Annotated in this window: 28 protein-coding genes; 7 read left to right on the top strand and 21 right to left on the bottom strand. The window is 59.5% G+C overall.

The window, feature by feature from the left end; all coding sequences use genetic code 11:
* Positions 1-32 precede the first annotated feature (32 nt).
* On the bottom strand, positions 33-1214 hold the full coding sequence (locus CFBP5499_RS23220) for an MFS transporter (protein ID WP_080827934.1): 1182 nt from the start codon (positions 1212-1214) through the stop codon (positions 33-35).
* 155 nt (positions 1215-1369) lie between these two features.
* On the opposite strand from CFBP5499_RS23220, the gene CFBP5499_RS23215 reads away from it, so the two are divergent.
* Together CFBP5499_RS23215 and CFBP5499_RS23210 are read left to right on the top strand one after the other, a co-directional pair.
* A complete protein-coding gene (locus tag CFBP5499_RS23215; RefSeq protein WP_080827935.1) occupies positions 1370-2278 on the top strand; it encodes a LysR substrate-binding domain-containing protein in 909 nt (302 codons plus the stop codon).
* Between the two features lie 78 nt (positions 2279-2356).
* The gene (locus CFBP5499_RS23210) at positions 2357-3481 is read left to right on the top strand and encodes a zinc-dependent alcohol dehydrogenase family protein (protein ID WP_080830115.1); all 1125 of its coding nucleotides are present in this window, start codon (positions 2357-2359) and stop codon (positions 3479-3481) included.
* Positions 3482-3506: 25 nt separating this feature from the next.
* On the opposite strand, the gene CFBP5499_RS23205 is transcribed toward CFBP5499_RS23210, so the two are convergent.
* Positions 3507-4406, bottom strand: a complete 900-nt coding sequence (locus tag CFBP5499_RS23205) for a LysR family transcriptional regulator (RefSeq protein WP_080830116.1) — start codon at positions 4404-4406, stop codon at positions 3507-3509.
* Positions 4407-4594: 188 nt separating this feature from the next.
* Between CFBP5499_RS23205 and CFBP5499_RS23200 the strand changes: the two genes are divergently transcribed.
* Both CFBP5499_RS23200 and CFBP5499_RS23195 read left to right on the top strand, forming a co-directional pair.
* Positions 4595-5287, top strand: a complete 693-nt coding sequence (locus CFBP5499_RS23200; protein ID WP_080827936.1) for a type 1 glutamine amidotransferase domain-containing protein — start codon at positions 4595-4597, stop codon at positions 5285-5287.
* Between the two features lie 80 nt (positions 5288-5367).
* Positions 5368-6207 carry a type 1 glutamine amidotransferase domain-containing protein gene (locus CFBP5499_RS23195; protein WP_080827937.1) on the top strand — a complete coding sequence of 280 codons (840 nt, stop codon included), beginning with the start codon at positions 5368-5370 and terminating at the stop codon, positions 6205-6207.
* 144 nt (positions 6208-6351) lie between these two features.
* Here the strand turns inward: CFBP5499_RS23195 and CFBP5499_RS23190 are convergent, their stop codons facing one another.
* The 6 genes from CFBP5499_RS23190 to CFBP5499_RS23165 all read right to left on the bottom strand — a co-directional run bounded on the left by CFBP5499_RS23190 (position 6352) and on the right by CFBP5499_RS23165 (position 10986).
* A complete protein-coding gene (locus CFBP5499_RS23190; protein WP_080827938.1) occupies positions 6352-7026 on the bottom strand; it encodes a 4-carboxy-4-hydroxy-2-oxoadipate aldolase/oxaloacetate decarboxylase in 675 nt (224 codons plus the stop codon).
* 95 nt (positions 7027-7121) lie between these two features.
* Positions 7122-7958, bottom strand: a complete 837-nt coding sequence (locus CFBP5499_RS23185; protein WP_080827939.1) for an ABC transporter substrate-binding protein — start codon at positions 7956-7958, stop codon at positions 7122-7124.
* A gap of 28 nt (positions 7959-7986) precedes the next feature.
* The gene (locus tag CFBP5499_RS23180) at positions 7987-8751 is read right to left on the bottom strand and encodes an amino acid ABC transporter ATP-binding protein (RefSeq protein WP_080827940.1); all 765 of its coding nucleotides are present in this window, start codon (positions 8749-8751) and stop codon (positions 7987-7989) included.
* Positions 8748-9506 (bottom strand): amino acid ABC transporter permease, encoded by a 759-nt coding sequence (locus tag CFBP5499_RS23175; RefSeq protein ID WP_080827941.1) that lies wholly within the window; start codon positions 9504-9506, stop codon positions 8748-8750. The genes CFBP5499_RS23180 and CFBP5499_RS23175 overlap by 4 nt, the downstream gene beginning before the upstream one ends.
* On the bottom strand, positions 9503-10210 hold the full coding sequence (locus CFBP5499_RS23170; protein WP_080827942.1) for an amino acid ABC transporter permease: 708 nt from the start codon (positions 10208-10210) through the stop codon (positions 9503-9505). The genes CFBP5499_RS23175 and CFBP5499_RS23170 overlap by 4 nt, the downstream gene beginning before the upstream one ends.
* The gene (locus CFBP5499_RS23165) at positions 10207-10986 is read right to left on the bottom strand and encodes an SDR family oxidoreductase (protein WP_080827943.1); all 780 of its coding nucleotides are present in this window, start codon (positions 10984-10986) and stop codon (positions 10207-10209) included. The genes CFBP5499_RS23170 and CFBP5499_RS23165 overlap by 4 nt, the downstream gene beginning before the upstream one ends.
* Positions 10987-11226: 240 nt before the next feature.
* Here CFBP5499_RS23165 and nac point away from each other — a divergent pair, with 240 nt between their 5' ends.
* On the top strand, positions 11227-12132 hold the full coding sequence (nac, locus tag CFBP5499_RS23160) for a nitrogen assimilation transcriptional regulator NAC (RefSeq protein WP_080827944.1): 906 nt from the start codon (positions 11227-11229) through the stop codon (positions 12130-12132).
* A 47-nt stretch (positions 12133-12179) separates the two neighbouring features.
* Here the strand turns inward: nac and CFBP5499_RS23155 are convergent, their stop codons facing one another.
* The 8 genes from CFBP5499_RS23155 to CFBP5499_RS23120 form a co-directional block, all read right to left on the bottom strand.
* Positions 12180-13385 carry a pyridoxal phosphate-dependent aminotransferase gene (locus CFBP5499_RS23155; protein WP_080827945.1) on the bottom strand — a complete coding sequence of 402 codons (1206 nt, stop codon included), beginning with the start codon at positions 13383-13385 and terminating at the stop codon, positions 12180-12182.
* Positions 13386-13430: 45 nt separating this feature from the next.
* Positions 13431-14198, bottom strand: coding sequence for a 5-oxoprolinase subunit PxpA (locus CFBP5499_RS23150; protein ID WP_080827946.1), 768 nt, complete (start codon positions 14196-14198; stop codon positions 13431-13433).
* 30 nt (positions 14199-14228) lie between these two features.
* On the bottom strand, positions 14229-15224 hold the full coding sequence (locus CFBP5499_RS23145) for a biotin-dependent carboxyltransferase family protein (protein WP_080827947.1): 996 nt from the start codon (positions 15222-15224) through the stop codon (positions 14229-14231).
* Positions 15221-15928 (bottom strand): 5-oxoprolinase subunit PxpB, encoded by a 708-nt coding sequence (pxpB, locus tag CFBP5499_RS23140; protein WP_080827948.1) that lies wholly within the window; start codon positions 15926-15928, stop codon positions 15221-15223. The genes CFBP5499_RS23145 and pxpB overlap by 4 nt, the downstream gene beginning before the upstream one ends.
* On the bottom strand, positions 15925-16359 hold the full coding sequence (locus tag CFBP5499_RS23135; protein ID WP_080827949.1) for an acetyl-CoA carboxylase: 435 nt from the start codon (positions 16357-16359) through the stop codon (positions 15925-15927). Before CFBP5499_RS23135 ends, pxpB begins: the two co-directional genes overlap by 4 nt.
* Positions 16356-17747 (bottom strand): acetyl-CoA carboxylase biotin carboxylase subunit, encoded by a 1392-nt coding sequence (gene accC / locus CFBP5499_RS23130; protein WP_175416907.1) that lies wholly within the window; start codon positions 17745-17747, stop codon positions 16356-16358. Before accC ends, CFBP5499_RS23135 begins: the two co-directional genes overlap by 4 nt.
* On the bottom strand, positions 17747-18190 hold the full coding sequence (locus CFBP5499_RS23125) for an acetyl-CoA carboxylase biotin carboxyl carrier protein (protein ID WP_080827951.1): 444 nt from the start codon (positions 18188-18190) through the stop codon (positions 17747-17749). The genes accC and CFBP5499_RS23125 overlap by 1 nt, the downstream gene beginning before the upstream one ends.
* Before the next feature lie 311 nt (positions 18191-18501).
* Positions 18502-18855 (bottom strand): antibiotic biosynthesis monooxygenase, encoded by a 354-nt coding sequence (locus tag CFBP5499_RS23120; RefSeq protein WP_175416858.1) that lies wholly within the window; start codon positions 18853-18855, stop codon positions 18502-18504.
* Between the two features lie 124 nt (positions 18856-18979).
* On the opposite strand from CFBP5499_RS23120, the gene CFBP5499_RS23115 reads away from it, so the two are divergent.
* A complete protein-coding gene (locus CFBP5499_RS23115) occupies positions 18980-19867 on the top strand; it encodes a LysR family transcriptional regulator (protein ID WP_080827952.1) in 888 nt (295 codons plus the stop codon).
* A gap of 103 nt (positions 19868-19970) precedes the next feature.
* On the opposite strand, the gene CFBP5499_RS23110 is transcribed toward CFBP5499_RS23115, so the two are convergent.
* The 4 genes from CFBP5499_RS23110 to CFBP5499_RS23095 are packed head-to-tail and all read right to left on the bottom strand — an operon-like array spanning position 19971 to position 22539.
* Entirely contained in the window at positions 19971-20546 is a 576-nt protein-coding gene (locus tag CFBP5499_RS23110; protein ID WP_080827953.1) for an NUDIX domain-containing protein, read from the bottom strand.
* A 25-nt stretch (positions 20547-20571) separates the two neighbouring features.
* Positions 20572-21417 (bottom strand): PhzF family phenazine biosynthesis protein, encoded by an 846-nt coding sequence (locus CFBP5499_RS23105; RefSeq protein WP_080827954.1) that lies wholly within the window; start codon positions 21415-21417, stop codon positions 20572-20574.
* Positions 21418-21472: 55 nt separating this feature from the next.
* Positions 21473-22102 (bottom strand): LysE family translocator, encoded by a 630-nt coding sequence (locus tag CFBP5499_RS23100; RefSeq protein WP_080827955.1) that lies wholly within the window; start codon positions 22100-22102, stop codon positions 21473-21475.
* Positions 22103-22119: 17 nt separating this feature from the next.
* On the bottom strand, positions 22120-22539 hold the full coding sequence (locus CFBP5499_RS23095; RefSeq protein ID WP_080827956.1) for a VOC family protein: 420 nt from the start codon (positions 22537-22539) through the stop codon (positions 22120-22122).
* 135 nt (positions 22540-22674) lie between these two features.
* Here CFBP5499_RS23095 and CFBP5499_RS23090 point away from each other — a divergent pair, with 135 nt between their 5' ends.
* Positions 22675-24021 carry a PLP-dependent aminotransferase family protein gene (locus tag CFBP5499_RS23090; RefSeq protein WP_080827957.1) on the top strand — a complete coding sequence of 449 codons (1347 nt, stop codon included), beginning with the start codon at positions 22675-22677 and terminating at the stop codon, positions 24019-24021.
* Positions 24022-24041: 20 nt separating this feature from the next.
* On the opposite strand, the gene CFBP5499_RS23085 is transcribed toward CFBP5499_RS23090, so the two are convergent.
* The gene (locus CFBP5499_RS23085; protein WP_080827958.1) at positions 24042-24938 is read right to left on the bottom strand and encodes a LysR family transcriptional regulator; all 897 of its coding nucleotides are present in this window, start codon (positions 24936-24938) and stop codon (positions 24042-24044) included.
* Between the last annotated feature and the right edge of the window lie 72 nt (positions 24939-25010).

Below are 25010 nucleotides of genomic sequence, written 5' to 3'. Positions count from 1 at the left end.
ACAATTCAGCTGTCACACCAAACTTGCCAACGTCAGGCGGCCTTCAGCACGGGGGCCGCACGGCGGTCGAGTGCGTTGCTCCAGATGGTCAGCAGCAGGGCGACCGCGACGAGGATGGCGCCGACCCACGGGGTTGATACGAGACCCAACGGCGATTCAACGACCAGACCGCCGAGCCATGCGCCGATGGCGATGCCGAGATTGAAGGCGGCGATGTTCAACGCCGAGGCGACATCGACGGCACCCGGACGGTGTTCCTTGGCGAGCTGCACGACATAAAGCTGCAGCCCCGGGACGTTGGCAAAGGACAGGAAGCCGAGTGCTGCCAGCGTGATGAGGGTCAGGACCGGCGAGACGGCCGTGAAGGAAAAGACGAGCAACACGATGGCTTGCGCCAGGAAGAGGCCGATCAGCGCCTTGACCGGGTTGTGGTTGGCGATCTTGCCGCCGCCGATATTACCGGCAGCGATGGCAATGCCGTAGAGCACAAGGATCAGGCTGACGCTGGATTCGGAGAAGCCGGTGACATCCTGAAGGATCGGCGCCAGGAAGGTGAAGGCGACGAAGGTGCCACCGTAACCGAGAGCGGTCATGGCGAAGACGATGAGCAGACGACCGGAGCCGAGAACACGGACCTGATCGAGAATGCTCGCCGGAGGGGCTTTTTTCAGCGTATTCGGCAACAGGGCGGCAATGCCGGCAAGAGCAACGATGCCGAGAGCGGCCACGGCCCAGAATGTCGCACGCCAGCCGAAGACCTGACCGATATAGGTGCCGAGCGGCACGCCGGTGACGATGGCGACGGTCAACCCCATGAACATCATGGCAATCGCGGAAGCGCGGCGGTTTTCCGGCACGAGATCGGCGGCAATGGTCGCGCCGACAGAGAAGAAGACGCCATGGGCAAAGGCGGCGATCACGCGGGCGACGAGTAACATCTCATAGCTGAGCGAAAGGGCCGCGACGGTATTGCCGACGATGAACAGGGCCATCAGGCCAAGCAGCAGCGGCTTTCTTTCAATCTTGCCGGTGAGCGCCGTCAGGATCGGCGCGCCGAAGGTGACGCCGAGCGCGTAAACGCTGACGATGAGGCCAGCAAGCGGCAGGGTGATGTGGAGGTCGTTCGCCACCGTTGGCAGAAGGCCGACAATGACAAATTCCGTTGTTCCGATCGCATAGGCCGCGATCGTCAAGGCGAAGATGGCTAGGGGCATGACAGGTTCCTCTCCGCTCACCGCCCGGGTGAGGGTTGCAGGGACAGCGTCGCTGTCGGTTGGAATTGCTGTGATGCAATATGGTCGAAGAGGGCTTGTGTGATAATCGACACTATTGGATAAATAGCTTTGAATTGAATTCACAGGTTGGGTAGATGGACAATCGTACCGGCGAAATGGAAGTGTTTGTAAGCGCTGCGGAATTGCAGAGTTTTTCGGCAGCGGGACGACGCCTGAAGCTCTCGCCATCGGCCGTCAGCAAGCTCGTCACCCGCATCGAGGACCGGCTCGGAACCCGCCTGCTTGTCCGCTCCACCCGAATGATGACGCTGACGCCGGAGGGAGAGGTCTATCTGGCACGCGCCCGGAGAATTCTGGCCGATATCGCCGAGACGGAGCAGATCGTGGCGGCGGGCGGAAAACTGGTGCCGCGGGGATTGCTGCGGGTGAATGCTTCCGTTGGCTTCGGCGAACGGTATCTCCTTCCGCTCGTACCGGCCTTTCTCGAACTTTATCCCGAAGTCCAGCTCGATATCTCGCTGACCGACGGCATCATTGGCCTCATCGAGGAGCGGACGGATATCGCCATCCGCTCCGGGGCCATGGATGATTCATCCCTGAAAGCCAGGAAATTGCTCGAAAGCCGGCGGGTCATTATCGCTTCGCCCTCCTACATAAAACGGCATGGAATGCCGAAAACACCAGCCGATCTCGCCGCCCATAATTGCTTCAGTTTCAACTTCCGGCGCAGCCTCAATGAGTGGCCGTTCCGCGATCCGGGATCGGCGGAAATCTACCGCCTGCCGGTATCCGGCAACAGCTCCGTCAACAGCGGCATGATCATGCGCTGGCTCTGTCTTGCTGGTAGCGGTCTCGGCCGGGTCGGCCAGTTCCATGTCCAGCCCGATATTGATGCCGGGACGCTCGTCCCCGTGCTGGAGGACTACAATCCCGAAGATGTCGAAGAAATCCATGCCGTCTTCGCCGGACATGAGCACCTTGCGACTCGCATCCGCGCCTTCATAGACTTTCTGGCTGAACATGTCGGCAAGGACCGGGCATAGCGGCTGAAGGAATTGCGCATGTTCTCAATGCTGTGGGAAAATGGCATTGATGAACGACTTTACGGGGAGGCAGAAAGAATGCAGGTCAAAGCCGCGATGTTGCGAGAGACGAATATGTCTCACCCTTACGCCACCAGCAGGCCGCTTGCGATCGAAGAGATCGAGCTTGCTCCGCCCGGTCCGGGCGAAGTCCTCGTCCGCATCCGTGCCGCGGGCCTCTGCCATTCCGATCTTTCCGTCATTAACGGTGACCGGCCCCGCCCGATGCCGATGGCGCTCGGGCACGAAGCGGCAGGCGTCGTCGAGGCACTGGGCGAAGGCGTGCGCGATCTCGAGCCCGGCGATCATGTCGTCATGGTCTTCATGCCGAGTTGCGGGCATTGCCTGCCCTGTGCGGAAGGCAGGCCCGCCCTGTGCGAGCCGGGCGCCGCCGCCAATGCCGCAGGCAGGCTGCTGGGTGGCGCCACCCGCCTGAACTATCATGGAAAGGCCGTCCACCATCACCTTGGTGTATCGGCCTTTGCCGAATATGCCGTCGTGTCGCGCAATTCGCTGGTCAAGATCGACCGCGATCTGCCCTTTGTCGAGGCGGCGCTTTTCGGCTGCGCGGTTCTCACCGGCGTCGGCGCTGTCGTGAATACGGCCAGGGTCAGGGCCGGCTCGACTACCGTCGTCATCGGGCTTGGCGGTGTGGGCCTTGCCGCGGTCCTCGGTGCGCGGGCGGCGGGCGCCAGCAAGATCGTCGCCGTCGATCTTTCCGAGGAAAAGCTTGCGCTTGCCAGCGAACTGGGCGCGACCGCGGTCGTGAACGGACGCGATGAGGATGCCGTGGAGCAGGTTCGCGAGATCACCTCCGGCGGCGCTGATTATGCCTTCGAGATGGCCGGGTCCGTTCGTGCCCTCGAAAACGCTTTCAGGATGACGAGGCGCGGCGGCACCACCGTTACCGCCGGTCTGCCGCCGCCGGGTGCTGCCCTGCCGGTCAATGTCGTGCAGCTCGTCGGCGAGGAGCGGACGCTCAAGGGCAGCTATATCGGCACCTGCGTGCCAGTCAGAGATATTCCGCGCTTTATCGCCCTTTATCGCGATGGCCGGTTGCCGGTGAACCGCCTTCTGAGCGGCAGGCTGAAGCTAGAAGACATCAATGAAGGGTTCGATCGTCTGCACGACGGAAGCGCCGTTCGGCAGGTCATCGAACTCTGAAACCGGCAGCACAGCCCGCTCGCGATTATTTCTCCGCGAGAAAGTCGATGAGCGTGCGTGTCGCCGCCGACAGGCGGCGGTGCGGAGCAAAGATCAGCGAAAAAGGCCGGGAGCGGCCCTGCGCATGATCCAGCACCTCGACAAGACGCCCCTTTTTGACGCGGTCACGAATGATGAAATTATAGGTCTGGCAGATGCCAAGTCCGCTTTCGGCCAGGGACACGACACCCAACACATCGTCAAGCACGCGGATGCGGCCGGGCGGCGTCCAGTCCAGATCGCGACCGTCGACATGAAACAGCCACGGCGCGCAACGCCCCGTGCTCGGCATCACGAAAGGCAGACACTGGTGTTCCGCCAGGTCCTCGACATGCCGAGGGATGCCCGCCCGTTCGAGATAATGCGGGGCTGCAACTAGACGCAACGGCGCATCTTCCAGTTTGCGCGCCACCAGCCCGCTATCGGGCAAGGGGCCGAGGCGGATCGCCAGATCGTAACCTTCCGCCACCAGATCGACGTTGCGATTGGTGATGCTCAATTCGATCTGGACTTCTGGATAGGCCTGCATGAAACGCTCCAGCATGGCAGGCAGCCGGTAGTGGCCATAGGTCGTCGGTACGCTGATGCGGACATGGCCGGTCAACGAGGCTCCCGTCGGCCCCTGAATTGCCCGCTCCGCATCGTCGATCATCGAAAGCGCCGCGCGTGCCTGTTCGAGATAGGCGCGACCTTCATCCGTCAAACTCAGGCGCCGTGTGGTTCGCCGCATCAGTTGGGCGCCAAGCCGGATTTCCAGACGGGTGATCGCCCTGCTGAGAACCGATGCCGTCGTCGCAAGCGCAACGGCCGCTTCGGTCATTGAGCCTTTTTCGGCAACGGTGATGAATGCCTCCACATCGCCGAGATGATCAAACCGCCGCCCCATTTTGGCCCCTTGCGAATAAGTCAGCTTTCTGGAGCCAGACTTATCTTCGATCACCGCGTCAATAAAGCGATTTCGTCTTCTCAGGAACAAATGAATTCCCTGAAGGCGCATTTATCCGCTCCATCGGCTTCAATATGTTGCTTCATCACAGGCCATCCAGCCTCATCCTCTGATGTCAGGAGCAATTCATGACAAGTGCAACTCAGCCTATCAAACCGGTTCTCTTCGTCCTCACCAGCCATGGCACCAAGGGCGAGACGGGTGAACCCACCGGCTTCTACCTTGGTGAAGTCACCCACCCGCTCGCCGTTCTCGACGCCGCCGGTATCCCCGTCGAACTCGCTTCCATCGATGGCGGCGAGCCGCCGGTCGATGGCCTCGATCTCAATGACCCCAGCAATGCGCATTACTGGAACAGCGAGGGCTTCCGCCACGCCATTCGCAACACGTCGCGCCTTGCCGATCTTGACCCGAAAAACTACGCGGCGATCTTTTTCGCCGGCGGGCACGGCGCAATGTGGGACTTTCCGACAAGCCCGGCGGTCAACAGCCTCACCTGCGGCATTTACGAGGCGGGTGGCGTTGTCGCTGCGGTTTGCCACGGCCCTGCGGCCCTGGTGAATGTCACGCTGAGTAACGGCGCCCATCTCGTCGCCGGCAAGAATGTCGCCGCCTTCACCGATGACGAGGAACGGGCCGTCAAGCTGGACAGGATCGTTCCTTTCCTGCTCGCCAGCACGCTGACGGCGCGCGGTGCACATCATCATCCGGCCGCCGACTGGACGGCGAAGGTCGTTGTCGATGGAAGGCTGGTCACGGGCCAGAACCCGCAATCGGCGACCGGCGTCGGCGAAGCCTTGCGCGACCTCCTGACCGCCTGAACGGCATCACCACACCACGAATAACACATCAGCGCTCCCCGCCCATGCGGGGCAGGGAGTGTCCATGTCTGGAGAAAAACATGAAACCCATCCGCACTTTCGCCCTCGCCCTTGCTCTTGGAACCAGCGCATTTAGCGCACAGGCAGCCAATGTCCTGGTCGTCCTCTCGGATTCCGATCGCCTCGACCTCAAGGACGGCAAGGTTTTCGAGACCGGCTTTTATCTCAACGAGTTGATGCAGCCGGTAAAGGCGCTGCTGGACGCCGGTCACGACATCACCTTCGCCACGCCGAAAGGTAGCGCCCCTACCCTCGACAAATCTTCGGTGGACAAGATGCATTTCGGTGGCGACGTCGCCGCCATGGAAGAAAGCAGCGCGCTGCTCGAAAAACTCAACCTGACCTCGCGGGAAAAATCGCCGGTCGTCAGCCTCGCCCGCGTTGAGCAGATCGGTTACGACCACTTCGACGCCGTCTATGTGCCGGGTGGTCACGCGCCGATGCAGGACCTTCTCGTCAGCCCGGAACTGGGCAAGCTCCTGACCGACTTCCACACCAAGGGCAAGACCACGGCCCTTGCCTGCCATGGACCGATCGCGCTGCTGTCCGCCCTGCCCGATGCGACAGCCTTCACCGAAAAACTTGAGACAGGCGATGCAGCAAAGGCCAAAGGCTGGATCTATGCCGGTTATAAGATGACTGTCATCAGCAATGAAGAAGAAGGCATCGCCAAGGGCCTGCTGAATGGCGGCGAGATGAAATTCTACCCGCAAACGGCCCTGGAAGCGGCCGGGGGTGACTTCAGCAGCAACCAGACGCCATTCACATCCCACATTGTGACCGACCGCGAACTGATCACTGGCCAGAACCCCGCTTCCGCTCCGGCTGTGGCTGAAGAGCTGCTGAAGCGCCTGAAATAAGCCAGGCAAAGAAGACGTAACGGTAACGGCCATTCGCCAGTCAGCCATTGGAATCCTGCCATTGGCTGACTGCCTACATTCCGCAGTTTACCTTTGGCGGTTTTCGCCAAAGGAATGACTGAACGGCGGTTCTCTGTTCCAAAGTCAGATATCGACAACGAGCCCTTTCGCCTTCAGCACGGGCTCCAGATTGCTGACCTCGATCACCGATTTGCCCTGTTTGTAGGCTTCTATGAAACCCGCCTCGGCATCCTCACGGGCCTGCGACAGCCGTGCGGCTTCCTGTGCCTCTGCACGACGCACCACAACCAGTCCGTCGGCATCGCCGACGACAATATCGCCGGGATTGATGATCTCGCCGCCAACGATAATGCTGTCGTTCACTGCCGCAATGGTTTCCTTGACGGTCCCTTTGATGCAGACGCTGAGGGAAAACACCGGGAAACCGAGGTCTCGCAGTTGCAGCGTATCGCGCACGCCTGTGTCCGTCACCAAACCGCCAATACCTTTTGCGAGGCAGGCATTGGCGAGCACGTCACCGAACGAACCCGCTTCCTCATATTCGCCGGCCGAAACGACAATGATATCGCCGGGCTTGGCGTAGTTGATCGCAAGCTGCAGCATGATGTTGTCACGCGGCGCGCATCTGACGGTGAAAGCGGGGCCGCACAACTTCATCCGGTAATCGACGGGCTTGAGACGGGAGGACAATGCGCCCCTTCGACCCTGCGCCTCATGGATGGTGGCGGGTGAAAACTTCGAAAGCGCTTCGATGTCCGCCTTGCTTGGCCGTTCTGCGATATCTTTAATGTGGATCATAAAACCTCCCACGGTAAGGCTGGCGGCGGGAACGTCCCGCCGCTTGCATTTGAGTTTAAGTGGATGTTGAAATCGATGCCGCGGATGCCGGCAGATCAGGGGATGGGGTCGAACTTCAGCTCGGAAAGCGGGACAACCTTGTCGGTGCGGGTCATCTTGTATTCCGTATCCGGACCGAGCCACTTGTTCCAGATCGCGTTGATCTCACCATCGGCATCGAGCTTGCGGAGAATTTCATTGATCTTGGCAGTGAGGGCCGGATTGTCCTTCGCCATGCCGATGCCGATCGGCTGATAGAGCATCGGCTCTTCGATCATCCGCATGGGCTTGCCCTTGGTCTTGGATTCATTGACGAATTTCGTGGTCGTCATGGTGTTGGCCACCATGCCGCGCGCCTTGCCCTGCTGAACGGCAAGATAGGCGGACGCCGTATCCTGGAAGGTCAAGGGCTCCGACTTGTTGAGCTTGATCGACATTTCCGAAGTCGAGCCCTTGGTCGAAGCGACACGCTGGCCTTCATAATCGGACTTCTTCTTGCCGGCATCATCGACCGGAACGATCAGCATTTCCTTGGCGAGATAATAGGGATCGCTGAACTGGATCTGCTCGGCGCGGCTTTGTGTATAGGCAAGATTGGCAACGGTGATATCGACGCGGCCAAGCTTCACTTCAGGAACGCGGGCCTCGACCGATACGGGCTTCACCTCCGCCTTGACCCCAAGCTCCTTGGCAATGGCTTTGCAGAGATCGACATCAAAACCGGCCATCTCGCGGGTTTTCGGATCCGGCGCGGCAAAGGGAACAACATCGGCGAAGGTCGCGCAGCGCAGCACCTTGTTCGCCGTGATGGTATCGAGTTGATCCGCTGCGGCGGGCGAAGCGGCAGCCGTTCCCAAAACTGCGGCGGTAAGTGTAAGGCATTTCCAGTTCATTGCTGTTCTCCTTTGTTATTGGCTGTTATCAGTGACGCAGATCGGCGAGGAACCGCTGCGCGCGCGGATGGCGGGGTGTCTTGAAGAATTCTTCCGGCGTCGCTCTTTCGAGTATTTCTCCGGCATCGATGAACCAGATGCGGTCCGCAACTTCACGCGCGAACCCCATTTCATGGGTGACGCAGAGCATGGTCATGCCTTCCGCCGCCAGGCCCTTCATGACGGCCAGCACTTCGCCGACCATTTCCGGATCGAGCGCGCTGGTGGGCTCATCGAACAACATGACCGGCGGCTCCATGGCGAGCGCACGCGCAATCGCCACACGCTGCTGTTGCCCGCCGGACAATTGACCAGGATAAGCGCCTGCCTTGTCGGCGAGGCCGACACGCTCAAGCAGCGCAAGTGCCTTTTGCCGCGCGATATCAGGCGAAACACCTTTGACGCGGATTGGTGAAATCGTGACGTTTTCGACAACGGAAAGATGCGGAAACAAATTGAAACTCTGGAACACGAACCCGATGCGGCTGCGCAGAAGGTTCAACTCCCTGGTGCGCGTGGCGGCGTGAATGTCCCGCCCATCGAGCGTAATCGAACCGCTGTTGATTTCCTCCAGGCGATTGACGGTGCGGATCAGGGTCGATTTGCCGGAGCCGGAAGGTCCGCAGATGACAACCACCTCACCGCGCGCAACTTCGGCGTCGATGTTCTTGAGGACCTGATAGTCGCCATAACTCTTGCAGACATTCGAGATACGGATCGTCTGCTGAGGCGTCGCTGATGCGGTCGTGGTCATGGCTGCTCCGTTAAGATTTTGGCCTGCGTCAAGGACGCCTGATGCGGGCGGCCCACCACGCCGGCGCGGCGGCGGGCAATGCGGCGTTCGACGGCGTTTGCGAGATAGGTCAGGCTCCAGCAGAGGGCGTAATAGACCACCGCAAGAATGAGAAATACCTGGAAGGGCTGCGTCAGAAGCTGGTTATTCACCTGGCTGGCTGCGAAGGTGAGATCGGGCACGTTGATGACATAACCGAGCGTCGTGTCCTTGATCGTCGCCACGAAGGTCGAGATCATGCTCGGGATCATGTTGAAGAGCGCCTGCGGCAGGATGATGAAGCGCATCGCGCTGCCGTAGCTGTGGCCAAGCGCTTTTGCCGCATCCATCTGCCCGACGCCGAGGGCAACAATGCCTGCCCTTACCACTTCACTCAGGAATGCGCCCTGATAGACGACAAGCGTTGCCAGCATGATGGCAAAACTTGGCACATCGGCCCCGGTCCAGAGAGGAATGAGGAAATAGGTCCACAGAATGAGCATCAGCAACGGCACGCCGCGCGTGACATAGACCAATGCCGTCACCGGCCACCGCAGGACGCGCAATGTCGACAAACGTGCGAGCGCCATGAGGATGCTCACCGGAAAAGCGAGAGCGATGGCGAGCGCCGAGAGAATGAGCGTATTCACGAGCCCGCCGAGAGGCCCATTCGGATATTGGCCGATCAACAGCAGCAGCCAGTAATCGTGAATGATGGTGATGATATCCCCGATCATGCGCGCGCCCTCAAGGCCGGATCAAGACGCATGGACAGATAGGCGCCAGCCCCCATGATCAACAGCGAGAAGAAGAGATAGAGAACCGTGCCGACGAGGTAGATTTCGAAGGTCTGAAAACTCAGATTTTCGATTTCCTTGACCGCATGGGTCAATTCCGACGCGCCGATGACAAGAGCGAGACTGCTGTTCTTGAACAGGGAGACGCTGTGATTGATGAGCGGAGGCAGCGCATTGCGCACGCCCTGCGGCATGATGATGAAACGCATCGCCGAGAGATAGCTGTGTCCCAGCGCCTTTGCCGCTTCCATCTGCCCCGGACTGACCGAGCGGAGACCGGAACGCAGATCCTCGCTGAAATAAGCCGCCTGACACAGGCCGAGGCCCACCACGGCGAAGATTGCTTCAGCATTATGATCCGTCAGCCAGCCTGTCAGGCCGGAAGGCAGCAAGGTGAAAATACCGAAGTACCACAACATCAACTGCACCAGCGTCGGCACGTTGCGATGATAGGAAACATAGGCTGCGACAAGCCGATCCCCGAAGCGCGAAGGCGAAAAGCGGATGCAGAGCAGGATGAGCGCAAGCGACATGGCAAGCGACCACGAACCGACGAAGATGATGAAGGTCATCTCGATGCCGTGCACCAGCATCGCGATATATTCCTGATTGCTCAGGATAGCCGAAAGGTCAAAGCCGCTCACGGCTTTTGCTCCTTCTTTGTACCGTCCTCGGCTACTGCCTGGGGCTTGGCTGTTTGAAGGCCGCCCATGACCTGCAATGTCGGGGTAATTTCCATATGGCCGATATTGACCGCAACCGGCGCGGCAATGGCAAAACCGATCGCGTCGGCAATGTCTTCCGCCTTCGGCAATTCGAAACCGTCGATGAAACGCTCGCGCACGCTCGGATCATTGCCGTGGACGTGGTTGAAAATATCCGTCGCCACACGGCCGGGGCAGATTTCCGTCACGCGCACGCGCTTGCCGAATGCATCGATCCGCAGCTGGTTCGAGAGCATGGCGACGCCAGCCTTCACCGCGTGATAGGTGGAATTGCCGCCGAAATTATAGTTTCCAGCGATGGACGAGATATTGATGACGTGGCCGCGATCGCGCTCAACCATGCCCGGAACGATCAGCCGGCAGATGTGAAGGACGGCGCGCAGATTGACGTCGATCAGAAGATCGATATCGGCTTCATCCGCCTCGAGAAATTTCTTCGGGCGATCCACGCCGGCATTGTTGACCAGAATATCAAACTCTACCCGGCTTGCCAGGTCGGCAATCGCAGCACGATCCGTCACGTCGATGACATGCGCGACACACCCGGTCCGATCGGCCAGCTCCTTCAATGCATCGGCACTACGGGCGATGGCATGGACTTCAATGTTTTCGCGACGCAGCCGCTCGACGACTGCAGCGCCGATACCGGACGAAGCGCCAGTGACCAATGCGGTCTTGTAATCGGAAAATGGCATTCTGATCCCCTTGTCGTTGCCATAGAGATTAGCGAAGCTTTATTTGCTTGCCTAAGACCGATTACTTTTGGAGTAATAAGCAACTTTTATGGAGCCCGAAGCGCCATGGTTTCCGGGCAAAAAGGCTGATGGAATCCGGTTCACACAGGTTTTCTGGAAATTCCGGTTCCCGGTTCGCATTGCAAAACGGGGGCGACCTTGTAGATTTGCCGCAGCACAACCGAAATCATCATCATCGCAATGGATATCAGGCGTCTCAAATCCTTTATCGTCATCGTGGATAGCGGCAGCATCACGCGCGCGGCCGATATTCTGCACCTTGCCCAGCCGGCGCTGAGCCAGCAGCTGGCCGCACTCGAAGAACATTTCGGCCAGAAACTGCTGATTCGCAGCCAGCAGGGTGTGACGATGACGGATGCGGGACATGCGGTTTACCGCCATGCGCAAATCATTCTGCGGCAGATGGAACAGGCGCAGGTCGATGCGGCAGCGGCGGGCAATTCGCTTGCGGGCCGTGTTTCGGTCGGCCTGGTGCCTTTCAGCAGCGCCGCCACATTGTCCGTCGATCTGCTGGCCGAGACGCGAAAACGGCATCCGGGCATTTTGATCCACCTGACGGAAAGCGTCGGACAGACCTACAGTCAGATGATCATGAACGGCCGTCTGGAAATGGCCTTGATTCACGGCGTCGGCCCAATCAAGGGCGTGCGCTTCGAGCCTGTCCTCAGTGAAGAATTCTATCTTGTCGCCCACCGCAACTTCGCAATCGAAGCGGATATGAAACCGGTGCCCATCGGCGCACTGGACGGGCTGCCGATGCTGTTGCCGCCGAGTTATAATTTCGTGCGCCGCGCGGTGGACACCGCATTTACGCGCAGCCGGATCAATCTCAAGGTCGTCGCGGAAGTCGAGATCGTCAGAACGCTGGCCCGCGCCGTCGCAAGCGGCCTTGGCGCCACGATCATGCCAAAGGCGATAGCCGACCGTATCGTCTCGGAAACGGGCGAACCGCTTGTCTGCCGGCTTCTGTCTCCGCGCATAGAAGAGACATTGTCCCTCTGCACATCTGATCAAAACTCCCTGTCCGAGCCGGCTTTTGCGGTGAAGGACATTCTTGTGGAACTGACAGAGAATCTGAAACTCTAAACATCTCCCGGTCTCGTCACATCGGACCGGGAGATGTGTTGCATCAATCAGCGCATGTCCTGACAAAACTGAGCGATACGCGCGCATCCTTCGCCCAGCATCTCCATGCTGGTGGCATAGGACAGGCGGAAATAGGGGCTCATGCCATAGGCGGCACCCTGCACCGTGGCGACGTGATGCTCATCCACCAGCGCCATGACGAAGTCGACATCGCTTTCTATCTTGCGTCCGCCCTTGGTGGTTTTGCCAATGAGGCCGGAAATATTCGGATAGATATAGAAGGCGCCCTCCGGCTTGTGGCAACGCAGGCCGTCGATCTCGGCCAACTGGCCAAGAACGAAGTCGCGTCGTTCCCGATAGATCGCGGCTCTTTCCTTCAGCAGATCCTGGGGGCCATCCAGTGCGGCAATGGCTGCGGCCTGTGTGACGGTGGTGATGCCGCCGCCATTCTGGCCGTTGACGTTGCTGATGGCCGCAATGAGTTCCTTCGAGCCACTGGCGCAATAACCAAGCCGCCAGCCCGTCATGGCATAGGCCTTGGAGACACCGTTCATGGTCAGCACGCGGTCGTAAAGCCGCGGTTCCACATCGGCGATCGTGCCGAACTCGAACCCGTCATAGACGAGATGCTCGTAGATATCGTCGGTCAATATCCACACATGGGGATGACGCAGCATAACCTCGGCGATTGCCGCCATCTCTTTCCGCGAGCAGGCCGCACCGGTGGGATTGCTGGGGAAGTTCAGGAAAAGCCACTTGGTGCGCGGCGTGATCGCGGCTTCGAGATCTTCCGCGCGCAACTTGAAACCTGCCTGCTCGAAGCAGGGCACAGGCACAGGAACGCCACCGGCAAATTTGACGATATCGGCATAGCTGACCCATGAGGGTGCGGGAATGACCACCTCATCACCCGGATTGCAGGTGGCCAGCATGGCATTGAATATCACCTGCTTGCCGCCGGCGGAGACGACGATCTGGCTGGCATCATAGGTCAGGTTGTTGTCGCGCTTGAATTTCCGGCTGATCGCGGCCTTCATCGCCACCGTTCCATCCATCGGCGGATATTTCGTTTCACCATTCAGCGCCGCGGCATGCGCGGCTTCGATGGCATGGGCGGGGGTTGGAAAATCCGGCTCACCGGAGGAAAGGCTCACGACCTTGATCCCTTTCGCGGCCAGTTCCCTGGCACGCTGGGTCATGGCGGCGGAAGCGGAGATGGAAACATTTTTCAGGCGATCAGCGGTGGAAGGCATCTGGGTAATCTTTCGATGAGATGGAAACAACAGACAGCGACCCGGTCAGGCCGCAAGTTCGGCCGCAGGCGCAAGAGTGGCGCCGGAAGCCTCGATTTCACTGCGGATGATGCGTGCAAGCTCCAGAGAACCGGGCGTATCGCTGTGGACAAGGATCGAACGCGCAGGCATGGCGATGATCGAGCCATCGATGGCCTCGACCTGACCATGGGTCAGGAACCGTCGAACCCGCGCGCGAACTAACACCTCGTCCTTGACCAATGCGCCGGGCAGTCCCCGCGCCACGAGCTTGCCTTCGGCATCATAGGCACGATCCGCCAGAAACAGTGCCAGCGTCTTGAGGCCAGCGCGTTTCGCCGCCCTTTCGATTTCACTTTCGGGCGTGACGAACACCACAAGTCCCGGATCGACAGTGGAAATGGCATTCATCATCAGATCGGCCAGTGCGGGATCACGATTGACCATATTGCCCATCGCCGCATGAAAGCTGAAATGGCCGACCTTCATCCCCTCGGCCCCGGCAATCGCCATCAGCGCGCCGAGCTGGTAAAGCATCTGCTGGCGCAGCTCGTCAGGTTGGAACGGCATTTCCCGCCGTCCGAAACCGGCGCGATCCGGCAGCCCCGGATGAGCGCCGATGCCGACACCATTCGCTTTCGCCAGACGCACCATCCGGGCCATCGTGTCAGGGTCACCGCCGTGAAAACCACAGGCAATGTTGGCGGACGACACGATCTTCATCATCGCCTCGTCATCGCACAACCGGTAAGGACCGAAGCCCTCACCCATGTCGGAATTCAGATCGATCTTCATCGCATTCTCCTTCGATCCGTTCACCTGCCGTCAGGCCATTGCCTTCAGCGCCCGCTTGACCATGTGTGACGTCTGCCTGATATCCTCGACATAGCTGGCAACCGCCTGCTCCACGGCCCGCGCTTCAGCATGGGTCGAGCGTACGAATTGCAACCGGCTGCCGATCCGCGCCTGCCCGAGCCGCCACAGATCGCATTCGATCACGCCGGCAACCTTCGGATATCCGCCCGCCGTGTTGGCGTCACTCATCTGAATGATCGGCTCTCCCCCCGGCGGCACCTGAACCACACCCGGAACAACCCCGTGGGAGCGCATTTCGATTGTCTCCGTCGGCTTGATCGGCTCCCCGGACAAGCGATAGCCGGTGCGGTCGCTGCGGGATGAAATGCGCCATGTCTGGCTCCAGAAAGCCTCGCCATCGGACGCGAACAGCCCATGTTCGCCAGCGGGTATCGCGCGGATCTGCAAGACACCTTCATCTGCCGGAGCGAATACGTCACGCAAGGCGATGGTAGGTTCGATAACGGCGATACCGCTTGCCGGCAGCGGCAAAGCATCAGGAAGCGTGCCGATCCCCAGCCTGTCACCCTTAACAAGCGGACGCCCGGCATTGCCGCCGAATCCGCCGCGCAACGCCGTGCTCCGCGACCCCATCAGCACCGGAACATCCACACCGCCTGCAACAACAATATAGGCGCGCGCGAGGCGCGGCGGCTGTCTCAGTTCCAGAACCTGTCCTTCGGCTGCCACATGGGTGCACCATGGAAGCAGCTCTCTGCCATCCAGCAGCAGATGACCATCTGCTCCGGTGACCGCAAAGACCGCACGGGCTTCAAACCGCATTTTGAACGGAAAGGTCTGGACCTCGATAGCGGCCGCATCGTCGGCATTGCCGAGGAGGATATTGCCGATTTTGACGGCAAGCGGATCCATGGCGCCGCATGCGGAGACACCGATGTCGCGATAACCCGGGCGTCCGAGATCCTGCACCGTGTTGAAGGGACCCGCTTCGATGATCTCGATCATAGCTCGATCCTCGCCGGCACGAACCGCACGATATCGCCGGGCGCCATCAGGGCAGGCGCCGACGATGCCGGGTCAAACATCTGCAGTTCCGCGTGGCCGATGGAGTTCCAGCCATTCGGACCCGTCAGCATCGCCACACCGGTCTGCATCCCGCCGATGGTCACGCAGCCCTTTTCCATTCTGATGGATGGCACCGTTTTTCTGGGCATGTAAATTCGGGGATCAAGACCGTGCAGATAACCGAAACCGGGGGCACTGCCCAATGCGAAGACACGATAGGTCGCCTCATGATGGAGGCGCACCACCTCGCGGTCGCTCAAGCCGGAAAAATCACAGATGGCGGCAAGATCGGTCGCGTATTCGCCACCATAATGCACCGGGATTTCGATGGTTTTGCCAGTCAGGTCGAGGCTCCGGGCGCTGTTCCATGCCTCCAGCAGACGCCCCACGACACTGTCGGGATCATCGGGCGTTTCCTTGAAGATCGTCAGAAGATTGGTCATGCCGGGGATGATTTCCGCAACATCCGGCCAGTTGCTGACCGTTTGCGACAAGGCCCAGATCCAGCGCTGCGCGGGCAGATCAAACTCGCCCGGTGCTTCGAGCAGAAAGGAACGGGAGCCGATGAAGGAAATGCGTGCCTCTCCCTTGGTGAGGGGCAGGGTGTCATGCAGCGGCGCAAGAATATTCGGCGTAGCAATCATGATTGAGGCTCGATTTCGAACAGGGGATCGCCAAACCCGACCAGCGCATCCGGCTCCGCAAGCCGTCTCTTCACGACGCCCGGGCAACCGGCAGATACGGGAAGCAGAACGGAGCCTATGCGGATGAAGCCGAGAACATCGGCACTGCTAATCGAACGCGGGAGATGATCGGTCTCGACCGATGCTGAGGGGTGAGAAGAACAGAAACGACCAGCCATCGGCGCTTTGACAATCACGGCCGCGGCAGCGGCAGCGGTTTCAGCCGATGAGGGTTTCACCACCGAAGCGGCCTGTGCACTGTTGCCGGTGGCAACAACGAGGCGCAAATGCCCCCTGGGCGTTGAGATTTCAATACCGTCCACACCCGCCGCCGTCAGGGCTTCGGTCAGGGCCGCGATGGTGGCGGTATCGGTAAGGTCGAGCGTACTCATGCCACCCTCCGTTGCTTGAGCCATTTCTCCAGATAATGAATATCGGTTTCACCACGCGCAAAAGCCTCGTCCTCGAAGAGGGCGCGCAGGAACGGCAGATTGGTCGAAATGCCGTCAATTGCCGTCTCGGCAAGCGCTTCGCGCATCTTCGCCATCGCCTCGCTGCGGGTTGGCGCATGGACGATGAGCTTGGCGATCAGGGAATCGTAATAGGGAGAAACCCTGTAACCCTCATGGATATGGGTATCGACACGAATGCCCTGCCCCTGAGGCCACGAAAGGCTAGCCACGACGCCGGCGGAAGGCAGGAAAGTCTGCGGATCTTCCGCGTTGATGCGGCATTCGAAGGCGTGGCCTTCGCATTTCACATCCTGCTGGCGCAAATCCAGTTCTTCCCCCTGGGCCGCCCTGATCTGCGCCTGAACGATGTCGATCCCGCTGGTCATTTCGGTCACGGGATGCTCGACCTGCAGACGCGTATTCATCTCGATGAAATAGAACGATCCGTTCTCGTAGAGGAATTCGAACGTTCCGACGCCTCGATAACCGATCTGCTGGCAGGCCTCGACGCAGGATTGTCCGACGGACCGGATCACCTCAGGCGAAATGCCGGGCGCCGGCGCTTCCTCCACCACTTTCTGGTGGCGGCGCTGCATCGAGCAGTCGCGATGTCCCAGCCAAACGGCATGTCCATGGGTGTCGCACAGGACCTGTATTTCAATGTGTCGCGGATGCTCGAGGAATTTTTCCATGTAGAGTGCCGGCGAGCCGAAAGCCTGACGGGCTTCCTCGCGTGTCGTGGCAATCGCCTCATGCAGCGAGCCGGCATCCGGCACAACCCGCATACCCCGGCCGCCACCGCCGCCGGCAGCCTTTACGATGACGGGATAACCGATTTCCTGCGCAATGTTTTCGACGGCAGCCGGGTCGTCCGGCAATGCCGTATCAGGACCTGGAACACACGGCACATCAGCGGCAATCATCGCCCGTTTTGCAGCGATCTTGTCGCCCATCGTCGCGATCGATGATGCATCCGGCCCAATGAAAACGAGGCCGGCTTTTTCGATAGCGTCCGAAAAGGCGGTATTTTCGGACAGAAACCCGTAACCGGGATGGATCGCCCCTGAAGATGTCAGCCGCGCGGCAAGCAGGATGGCATCCTTGTTGAGATAACTTTTTCCCGCAGCGGAAGGGCCGATACAAAGAAAACTGTCGGCAGTCCGGACATAGGATGCGCCCCTGTCCGCCTCGGAGCATATTGCGACGGTTTTTAACCCGAGCTCATAGCAGGCCCGCTGGATTCTCGCCGCTATTTCACCCCTGTTCGCAATGAGAACCGTATCGAAGCGTTTCTCGGCAGGTGTCGTATTTTTGAAGACCTCCACCATCATACGATCTCCGCCAGCACATCGCCCGTCTCGACCTCGCCGCCATCCACATCAGTCAGATATGCAATTCGGCCCGCATGCGGCGCGGCAATGGTGTTGAAGACCTTCATCGCCTCGATGATGAAGAGGGTCTGCCCCTCTTCGACATGATCGCCGACATTCACGAACGGCTGCTGACCCGGAGCCGATGAACGATGCAAAACACCAAAAACCGGCGCCTTAACGGTGGAGGTCGAACCCGCGCTCACGACAGAAGCTGAAACATCCGCAGAAGAAGCCGGCCCGGCAACTTCGCCTTCGGTCGATTTCGTCTCGGCAACAGTCGCCGCCTGCCCGACGGTTCGGAAAATCCGGACCGTCACTTTTTTTTCCGCAACCGTCAGCTCCGTGACGTTTGTCCGTCCAACGAAATCGATCAGCGTTTTTATCTTCGGCAGGTCCATGGCACACTCGGCATTTCAGAGAGCCTTTCGCGATCGCCATTCAAACGATGCGTGGCTGCCTACCTGGGTACACGATAGCCAATATGATGGGGTCAAACGAAGTTTTAATGGACCCAGTGCTTGGGGGTCGTGACGGTGGCTGGATGATCACCGCCGTTGCTCAATTCACTCAAATCTACTCGGCGGAGAAGAGGTGGATTTTCTTCGAAGCGGGGACAGGATGAACTGTTTGGTCGCCAACAGGGGGAAAATTCCCCCTGAACAGCTTGCGACCTGACAGGCTCTTTAAAAAGCCGATGCCGCAAGGCCGGTCACACGGCCTTGAGTTTGGGAAGAACCAGATCATCGACCGTGTAGGTATGGAATTCGCTTTTCGAAACCGTGTCCAGCTTGCGGAATTTTTCAACGAATGCCGGGTCGGTAAAGAATTCATCGACGTTGCCGGCACCCTGGATAGCCTCGACATTGACGACCGTCTGCCCATCCGTGCTTTTCGCAAGGCTGCTCCAGAGGAACCCTTCTTTCCGTTCGGCGACGTAATGTACGACGTCCTGAATAATGGCGAAGGCTTCTTCCTGTTTTCCGGGGTGGACGTGAATGACGTTGACGATGAAGGTCGTAGGGGCGGGAGAGCCGGTGAAGGCTGCAAGAGGTGTCGTTTCCATAAGTATCTCCATTTTAAAGCCCGGCCAATTCAGCCGCGGCCACATCTGGATATCGAGAGGAAAATAGCGGATAAACAGGCTGCTATTCGCAACATACTGGAAGAAAATTCCTTAATTGGAGATCATGGACAAGCTCGGAACACTCGGCATATTCATTCAGGTCGCGGAAGCGGGAAGCTTCGTGGCGGCCGGACATCGTCTTGGCATTTCCGGGTCAGCCGTCGGCAAGGCCATCGCACGTCTGGAGGACGAACTGGGTGTGCGATTGTTCAATCGCTCGACACGCAGCATGACCCTGACGGAGGATGGCGGTTTTTTCCTCGATACATGCCGGCGCATCCAGTCGGAATATGAGACGGCTCAGGCTCAACTATCGAGATCGCAGGCCATTCCGCGCGGGCAGCTGCGTGTCAGCCTTCCCCTGGCGGGCATGCTGCTGATGCCGACAATATCGGCCTTCATGGAGACCTATCCGGACATCAATCTCGATCTGGATTTTACCGATCGCCTGGTCGATGTCATCGAGGAAGGGTTCGACGCCGTCATCCGGACAGGCGATATCAGGGACACGAGGCTGATGAGCCGCAAGCTCGGCACCTTCAAACACAGGATCGTGGCGGCACCCGGCTATCTCGAAGCGCATGGCCGGCCCACGGCTCCCGAAGATCTTGTCCGGCACCGCTGTCTCCACCACCGTTTCGCGAATTCCGGAAAGTTTGAACCGTGGCCGCTGGTTCGCGACGGGTGTGAGATCAGGATCGATCTACCGGTTGCGACCGTTGCAAGCACGCTGGAGCCCTTGATCTATCTCGCGGAGCGATCATTCGGGATCACCTGTCTTCCTTCATTTGCCGTGGCATCCGAAATCGCCGAGGGGAAACTGGTTTCGCTGCTGGACGACTATGTGGCCGATACGGGGACCTTCTGTGTACTCTGGCCGACCAATCGATATCTGTCCCCAAAAGTCAGAGCGTTTGTCGACTATATGGCCGCCAATCTTTTCGCCAGATGATCGAGAGCGTCGGATCGGTCCGGCGCTTTCACGCCGGGCCGAAAAACGTTTTTGAGGAGGTGGCCACAATGGTGAACCGGGATCAGAGCGACCCGTGCTTTTCCTACAAAAGCCGGATGGCAAGATGCTGGAGCAGAATGATCGTCTTGGCGTCGCGAATATCGCCACGATCGATCATCCGCATCGCCTCCGGCAGGGGGATTTCGAGCACATCGATATCTTCTCCCTCGTCAGCGGAGCCACCGCCCTCGCCCACTTTGTGGGTGTCGGCATATTCGCCGTGGAAAAAAGCGAGATATTCGGTGACCGAGCCGGGGCTCATATAGATATCGAACAGGTGTGTGAGTTCGGAAACCTCGTAACCGGTCTCCTCCATCAGTTCCGCACGCATTCGCGTCGCCGGTTCTGCGCCTTCGAGCAGCCCTGCCGGTGTCTCGATCAGTGATTCCAGACCGCCATTCAAGAGAACCGGCAACCGGAACTGGCGGGTCAAAAGGACATGTCCGCTTGCCGGATTGTACAACAGGCACGTCGCGCCGTTACCGCGATCATATGCCTCCCGGGTCTGCTTCTGCCAGCTTCCGTCCCGCAGCCGGAGTTCATATTCATACTTGGTCAGCCGGCCCCAATCATCCGCCAACACGCGTTCGGAAATTGGGCGGTAAACACTGTCATTCATCAAGTCACCTCGTTTTCATCTGTCTTCAAAGACCGAGCAATCGGCCTTCGACATGTGTGCGTGTTTCACCACCCACCCATATTGCACCGATCTCATCGCGGCTGAGGTAAACACGACCCTGCCGACCGAGACGCGTCCCCTGAGCGGCGACATAATCTGCCGCAACCATGCCCGTGGCAAACAGCCATTGCGCCAGCGAGGCATTGAGGCTTCCGGTAACGGGATCTTCGGCGATGGAGCCCAGATGATCGCTGAAGAAGGCGCGAACCTCGAAGGCAGCTTCGTCGCCTTCCGTGTAAGGACCAACCACACCGACATCAATGCGGTCAGGCCAGCTGCGGACCGGGTCAAGATCAAGCACCTTTTCCGCCGATGCCAGCCTGATCCCCAGCCATCCGGGACCATTATCGATCCAGGCGGCATCGACAATATCGTGGGCCTCGATCCGCAACAGCTGCCGCGCCTCTTCCAACTCGGCCGGTGTCGGCGCACCGGAACGGATGAGCGGCGGGGCGGCAAAGGAAAGCCGCCCCTGCGCGCGCCTGATCGGGACCAGCCCGGCACCGCATTCCTGAATGATGGCCGTTTCGTTTTTGGGCGAACCATTGGCGGACAGCCATGCGTGGCAACTGCCCAGCGTGGGGTGCCCGGCAAAGGGCATTTCCCTGTCCAGCGAAAATATCCGGACACGGTAGTCGGCCTCTGAATGGGTGGGCGGCAGTAGAAATGTGGTTTCGGACAGGTTGAACCACCGCGTCAACAGCTGCATTTCATCCGTCGTCAGGTTGTCGGCGCCCGTGATGACGGCCAGCGGATTGCCGGAAAGCGGCCCGGAGCCGAATACATCGATCATATGGATAGCAAAGGTCATGACATCGTTCTTTCAGTTCAGATCAACGGGCAGTCGTGGACGCAGGGTGAGGCCTTCAACTCTGCCAGACAAGCAGTCTAAGACCCGCAACCGCAAAGACCGCAGAGAGCACGGCGTCGATCCAGCGCCGTAATCTGGTATAGAGTGCAATCATCGAGGCGGTCGAGAAAAGCAAGGCATAACCACCGAACACGGTTACGCCGAGAATGGCACAGCCGCCGATGATCGCCGGTAACATGCCGGCGGGCGCGTCCGCGCGAAACCCGAGCGACATGATGGCTATCCACGACAGGATGGCCTTGGGGTTGCCGATATGCATGAAAAGGCCCTGCCGATAGAGTGATCGATAGCGCGGCGCCGCGCGCTCCGCAGTCGTTCCTGCAAGATCGGAGACCGGTTTGAGGGCTGATCTGCCGGCGCGTAAGGCCAGATACAGCAAATAGACGCCGCCAACGATCTTGATGACGAAAAGCGCCTGGGCATAGACGGTGAGTACGGCGGACAGACCGGTCGCCGTCAGGATCGCCCAGAACAGCGAACCGGTGATGACGCCGGCCGCCAAAGCAAGGGCAGGCAGACGGCCGTTGCGCATCGCCGTTGCCATGATTGCCATGTTGCTTGGCCCGGGACTGGCGGTAGCGATGAGATAGGTGCCGTAGACGAGGGCAAGCTGGCTGGCGAACATGTCGGTTTCTCCGGAAATCAAGGGCTTCCCCGCTCGTGCGGGAGATCACCGCGATGGACGATATGGACCTTGTTCCCATCGGGATCACGCAGATAGGCGCCGAAATAACCTTCGCCATAATGCGGGCGCGGGCCCGGACCACCTTCGTCCGTTCCACCATGAGCCAAACCGCCGGCATAGGCCTCATTCACCGCGTCTTTCGATGGCGCCAGAAAGGCGACCATGCCACCATTGCCAGCGGTTGCCGCCTCCCCATTGAAGGGGCTATAGACGTAAAACCGCGGCAATGGGGCGTGCGTCGTCACCCAGCAAAGTGCCGCAGGCCCCCCATCGGGTGTGATGGCCCGACGTATCAGGCCAAGCGGCGCGAGCACGGCGTCATAGAAATATCCTGCCCGCTGAAGATCACGCGTTCCGACGGTTATGTGGCTGAACATTCAAACCTCAATGCGCCCGCCATATGGCTGTCGCCTGTTGCTAACTGTGGATTTCATCCAGCGCCGTCATAGCTTATGTTACACTTCTTGGTTATTGAAATAGTGTAACGTGACACTTTTAACGAGGTTGAGACCGTGCTGCTGCAATCCCCTTGGGTGCCTCGCCTTGCAGATATCGAGGCGAATGCCGCCGAGCGGCTGGTGCTGGCACTTGCCGACGATATCATCGAGGGACGGTTGACGGGCGGTGTGCGCCTGCCTGCCCATCGTGATCTCGCGTGGAAACTGGGCGTGGGTCTCGGCACTGTAACGAAAGCCTATGCCGTTCTGGAACGGCGCGGCCTGACCCGCAGCGTCAAGGGTCGGGGAACATTCGTGGCGCTTCAGGAAGCACATAACGACCGGCAGATCGACCTCTCGTCCAACGCGCCGCCGGCCACGCTCAACGCCCGTATTCTGGCAAAAACGCTGACCGGCATCGCGCGCAAGATCGATGCGGATCATTTCAATCTCTATGCGCCGCCCGCAGGCCATGTGGAACATCGGCGTGTTCTGGCCCGTTGGCTCGCGACACTCGGCCTGTCCGTCGATCCATCGCATCTGGTGCTGACGAGCGGTGCCCGTCAGGCGCTGTCATTGGCCTTCGATCTTGCCTGCGGCCAGGATGGCCTGCTGCTGACCGAGCGGATCACCTATCCCGGCGCGCTCGCGCTGCTTCGGCGCAAAGGGTGCAGGGTGCAGGGTGTGGAGATCGATGCCGAGGGGATGGTGCCGGAGGCACTTGCCGAAGCGCTCGCTGGCATGGAGCCGGGCGGCGGCAGGGCGATCTATCTGACGCCGACGCTGCACAATCCGACAACCGCCACCATGGGTATGGCGCGGCGGCATGCCATTGTGGATATCTGTCGCCGGGCCGGCGTCTGGATCATCGAGGACGGTGTTTATGCGGCGTCCGACCCGGTTTTCACCCCATTGGCGGCATTGGCGCCTGACGTTTCGTTTCATGTGAATGGCATGTCCAAGTCGCTCGGTCCCGGCTTGCAGATCGGAGTGCTGGCGCTGCCGGCGGGACAGAAGGATGCCGCGGAAAATCTCTTGCAGGATGCGCCGATGGCCCCATCAGCACTTTCCTGCGCGGTGGTTGAGGACTGGCTGACCACCGGCGTCATCTCATCGATCCAGCGCGATCTGCGCCACGAGGCGCGGCGACGCTCCAGCCTCGCGGTTTCCCTGCTGGATGCGAGCGAGCTTGTCTCGCATCCCGATGCATACAATGTCTGGCTGCCGATGGAGCGTGCAGCCGCCAACGGCTTTGTATCCACCGCCGCGGCAAGCGGCATAAGGCTGACCGCACCGGATTCCATGATGGCGGATACGCAAGATCAGGCAAGCGGCATCAGGTTTTGCCTCGGCGGCCCATCATTCGACGACCTGACCGGGGCGCTGACGGTCCTGGCAGGGTTGCTGAAGCGGCGGGTCTGATGGAGCCGCAACGCATCCATTCAGGGTGTTTTCCACGTCTTCAACAGCATTTGCACAAATTTTTCCGCAGCCGGAGACAGCGCGCTGCTGCGCCTCTGCACGATGCCGATCGTTCGGGAGACCACGGGATTTACGATCGGCCGCGTGACGAGAAACGGGTGGTCATCCTGCGGGGTGGCCAATCGCGGCAGCACGGAAATACCCAGCCCGGCTTCAACGAGACCGAGTGATGTGTTGAGGTGAGTCACCTCGTAGAACCAGTTCAGCTTCAGATTGTGTCGCGCAAGCGCGCCGTCGAGAAGCGTTCTGTTGCCGCTGGAGCGATCGACAACGACCAGCGGGTGTGGCTCCAATTGATCCCACTGGATCGTTTCGAAAGCCGCCAGAGGATGGTCTTTCCTCATCGCCAGCACAAATGGGTCATCGATCAGCGGCTCGAACGCCAGATCGGGATCGGAATTGCCCATCAGGTTAATCCCGAATTCCACCTCGCCACGGGCAACCGCCTGCAAGCCCTCGTTTGCCGTCAGGTCTCTGATACGCAGCCGGATATGCGGATATTGCTTGCTAAAGGTTTTGATGACGGTGGGTAGAAAGTAGAATGCCGCAGTCGGAACACATGCCATCGTAATAAGGCCGCGCCGCTGCGCTCCGTCCTTCATTGCAAAAAGCGATCCGTCAAACTCTTCCAGCATGCGCCGGACAAGCGGCATGACCTCCTGGCCCATCGCCGTTGGCGCGACGTGGCGCGTGGTCCTTTCGAGAAGCGGCGCACCAATGGCCTGCTCCAGTTTCTGGATGCGCCGGGTGAGTGCCGGTTGCGAAATATGCAGCGCATCAGCCGCTCTGTGAAAACTCTCAAATTCAACCACAGCTTGAAAAGCCCGTAAATCAAGAATTTCGCAATTGATGCTCATATCGCAATAATACCTCCGAACATTGCATTTAACAGATTATACTTCTTTCCTCATATTGCAACAACGCGGCGC

Origin of the sequence: Agrobacterium tumefaciens (assembly GCF_005221325.1) — a bacterium.
In the GTDB taxonomy this organism is placed as follows: Bacteria; Pseudomonadota; Alphaproteobacteria; order Rhizobiales; family Rhizobiaceae; genus Agrobacterium.
The sequence above is the reverse complement of the archived record's forward strand: the minus strand, read 5'-3'. Positions and strand labels throughout refer to the sequence as shown.

Excerpts from the sequence above, each read along its gene's own strand:
- CFBP5499_RS23220 (WP_080827934.1), bottom strand. The coding sequence starts at position 1,214 with ATGCCCCTAGCCATCTTCGCCTTGACGATCGCGGCCTATGCGATCGGA.
- CFBP5499_RS23215 (WP_080827935.1), top strand. The coding sequence starts at position 1,370 with ATGGACAATCGTACCGGCGAAATGGAAGTGTTTGTAAGCGCTGCGGAA.
- CFBP5499_RS23210 (WP_080830115.1), top strand. The coding sequence starts at position 2,357 with ATGCAGGTCAAAGCCGCGATGTTGCGAGAGACGAATATGTCTCACCCT.
- CFBP5499_RS23205 (WP_080830116.1), bottom strand. The coding sequence starts at position 4,406 with ATGGGGCGGCGGTTTGATCATCTCGGCGATGTGGAGGCATTCATCACC.
- CFBP5499_RS23200 (WP_080827936.1), top strand. The coding sequence starts at position 4,595 with ATGACAAGTGCAACTCAGCCTATCAAACCGGTTCTCTTCGTCCTCACC.
- CFBP5499_RS23195 (WP_080827937.1), top strand. The coding sequence starts at position 5,368 with ATGAAACCCATCCGCACTTTCGCCCTCGCCCTTGCTCTTGGAACCAGC.
- CFBP5499_RS23190 (WP_080827938.1), bottom strand. The coding sequence starts at position 7,026 with ATGATCCACATTAAAGATATCGCAGAACGGCCAAGCAAGGCGGACATC.
- CFBP5499_RS23185 (WP_080827939.1), bottom strand. The coding sequence starts at position 7,958 with ATGAACTGGAAATGCCTTACACTTACCGCCGCAGTTTTGGGAACGGCT.
- CFBP5499_RS23180 (WP_080827940.1), bottom strand. The coding sequence starts at position 8,751 with ATGACCACGACCGCATCAGCGACGCCTCAGCAGACGATCCGTATCTCG.
- CFBP5499_RS23175 (WP_080827941.1), bottom strand. The coding sequence starts at position 9,506 with ATGATCGGGGATATCATCACCATCATTCACGATTACTGGCTGCTGCTG.
- CFBP5499_RS23165 (WP_080827943.1), bottom strand. The coding sequence starts at position 10,986 with ATGCCATTTTCCGATTACAAGACCGCATTGGTCACTGGCGCTTCGTCC.
- nac (WP_080827944.1), top strand. The coding sequence starts at position 11,227 with ATGGATATCAGGCGTCTCAAATCCTTTATCGTCATCGTGGATAGCGGC.
- CFBP5499_RS23155 (WP_080827945.1), bottom strand. The coding sequence starts at position 13,385 with ATGCCTTCCACCGCTGATCGCCTGAAAAATGTTTCCATCTCCGCTTCC.
- CFBP5499_RS23150 (WP_080827946.1), bottom strand. The coding sequence starts at position 14,198 with ATGAAGATCGATCTGAATTCCGACATGGGTGAGGGCTTCGGTCCTTAC.
- CFBP5499_RS23145 (WP_080827947.1), bottom strand. The coding sequence starts at position 15,224 with ATGATCGAGATCATCGAAGCGGGTCCCTTCAACACGGTGCAGGATCTC.
- pxpB (WP_080827948.1), bottom strand. The coding sequence starts at position 15,928 with ATGATTGCTACGCCGAATATTCTTGCGCCGCTGCATGACACCCTGCCC.
- CFBP5499_RS23135 (WP_080827949.1), bottom strand. The coding sequence starts at position 16,359 with ATGAGTACGCTCGACCTTACCGATACCGCCACCATCGCGGCCCTGACC.
- accC (WP_175416907.1), bottom strand. The coding sequence starts at position 17,747 with ATGGTGGAGGTCTTCAAAAATACGACACCTGCCGAGAAACGCTTCGAT.
- CFBP5499_RS23125 (WP_080827951.1), bottom strand. The coding sequence starts at position 18,190 with ATGGACCTGCCGAAGATAAAAACGCTGATCGATTTCGTTGGACGGACA.
- CFBP5499_RS23120 (WP_175416858.1), bottom strand. The coding sequence starts at position 18,855 with ATGGAAACGACACCTCTTGCAGCCTTCACCGGCTCTCCCGCCCCTACG.
- CFBP5499_RS23115 (WP_080827952.1), top strand. The coding sequence starts at position 18,980 with ATGGACAAGCTCGGAACACTCGGCATATTCATTCAGGTCGCGGAAGCG.
- CFBP5499_RS23110 (WP_080827953.1), bottom strand. The coding sequence starts at position 20,546 with ATGAATGACAGTGTTTACCGCCCAATTTCCGAACGCGTGTTGGCGGAT.
- CFBP5499_RS23105 (WP_080827954.1), bottom strand. The coding sequence starts at position 21,417 with ATGACCTTTGCTATCCATATGATCGATGTATTCGGCTCCGGGCCGCTT.
- CFBP5499_RS23100 (WP_080827955.1), bottom strand. The coding sequence starts at position 22,102 with ATGTTCGCCAGCCAGCTTGCCCTCGTCTACGGCACCTATCTCATCGCT.
- CFBP5499_RS23095 (WP_080827956.1), bottom strand. The coding sequence starts at position 22,539 with ATGTTCAGCCACATAACCGTCGGAACGCGTGATCTTCAGCGGGCAGGA.
- CFBP5499_RS23085 (WP_080827958.1), bottom strand. The coding sequence starts at position 24,938 with ATGAGCATCAATTGCGAAATTCTTGATTTACGGGCTTTTCAAGCTGTG.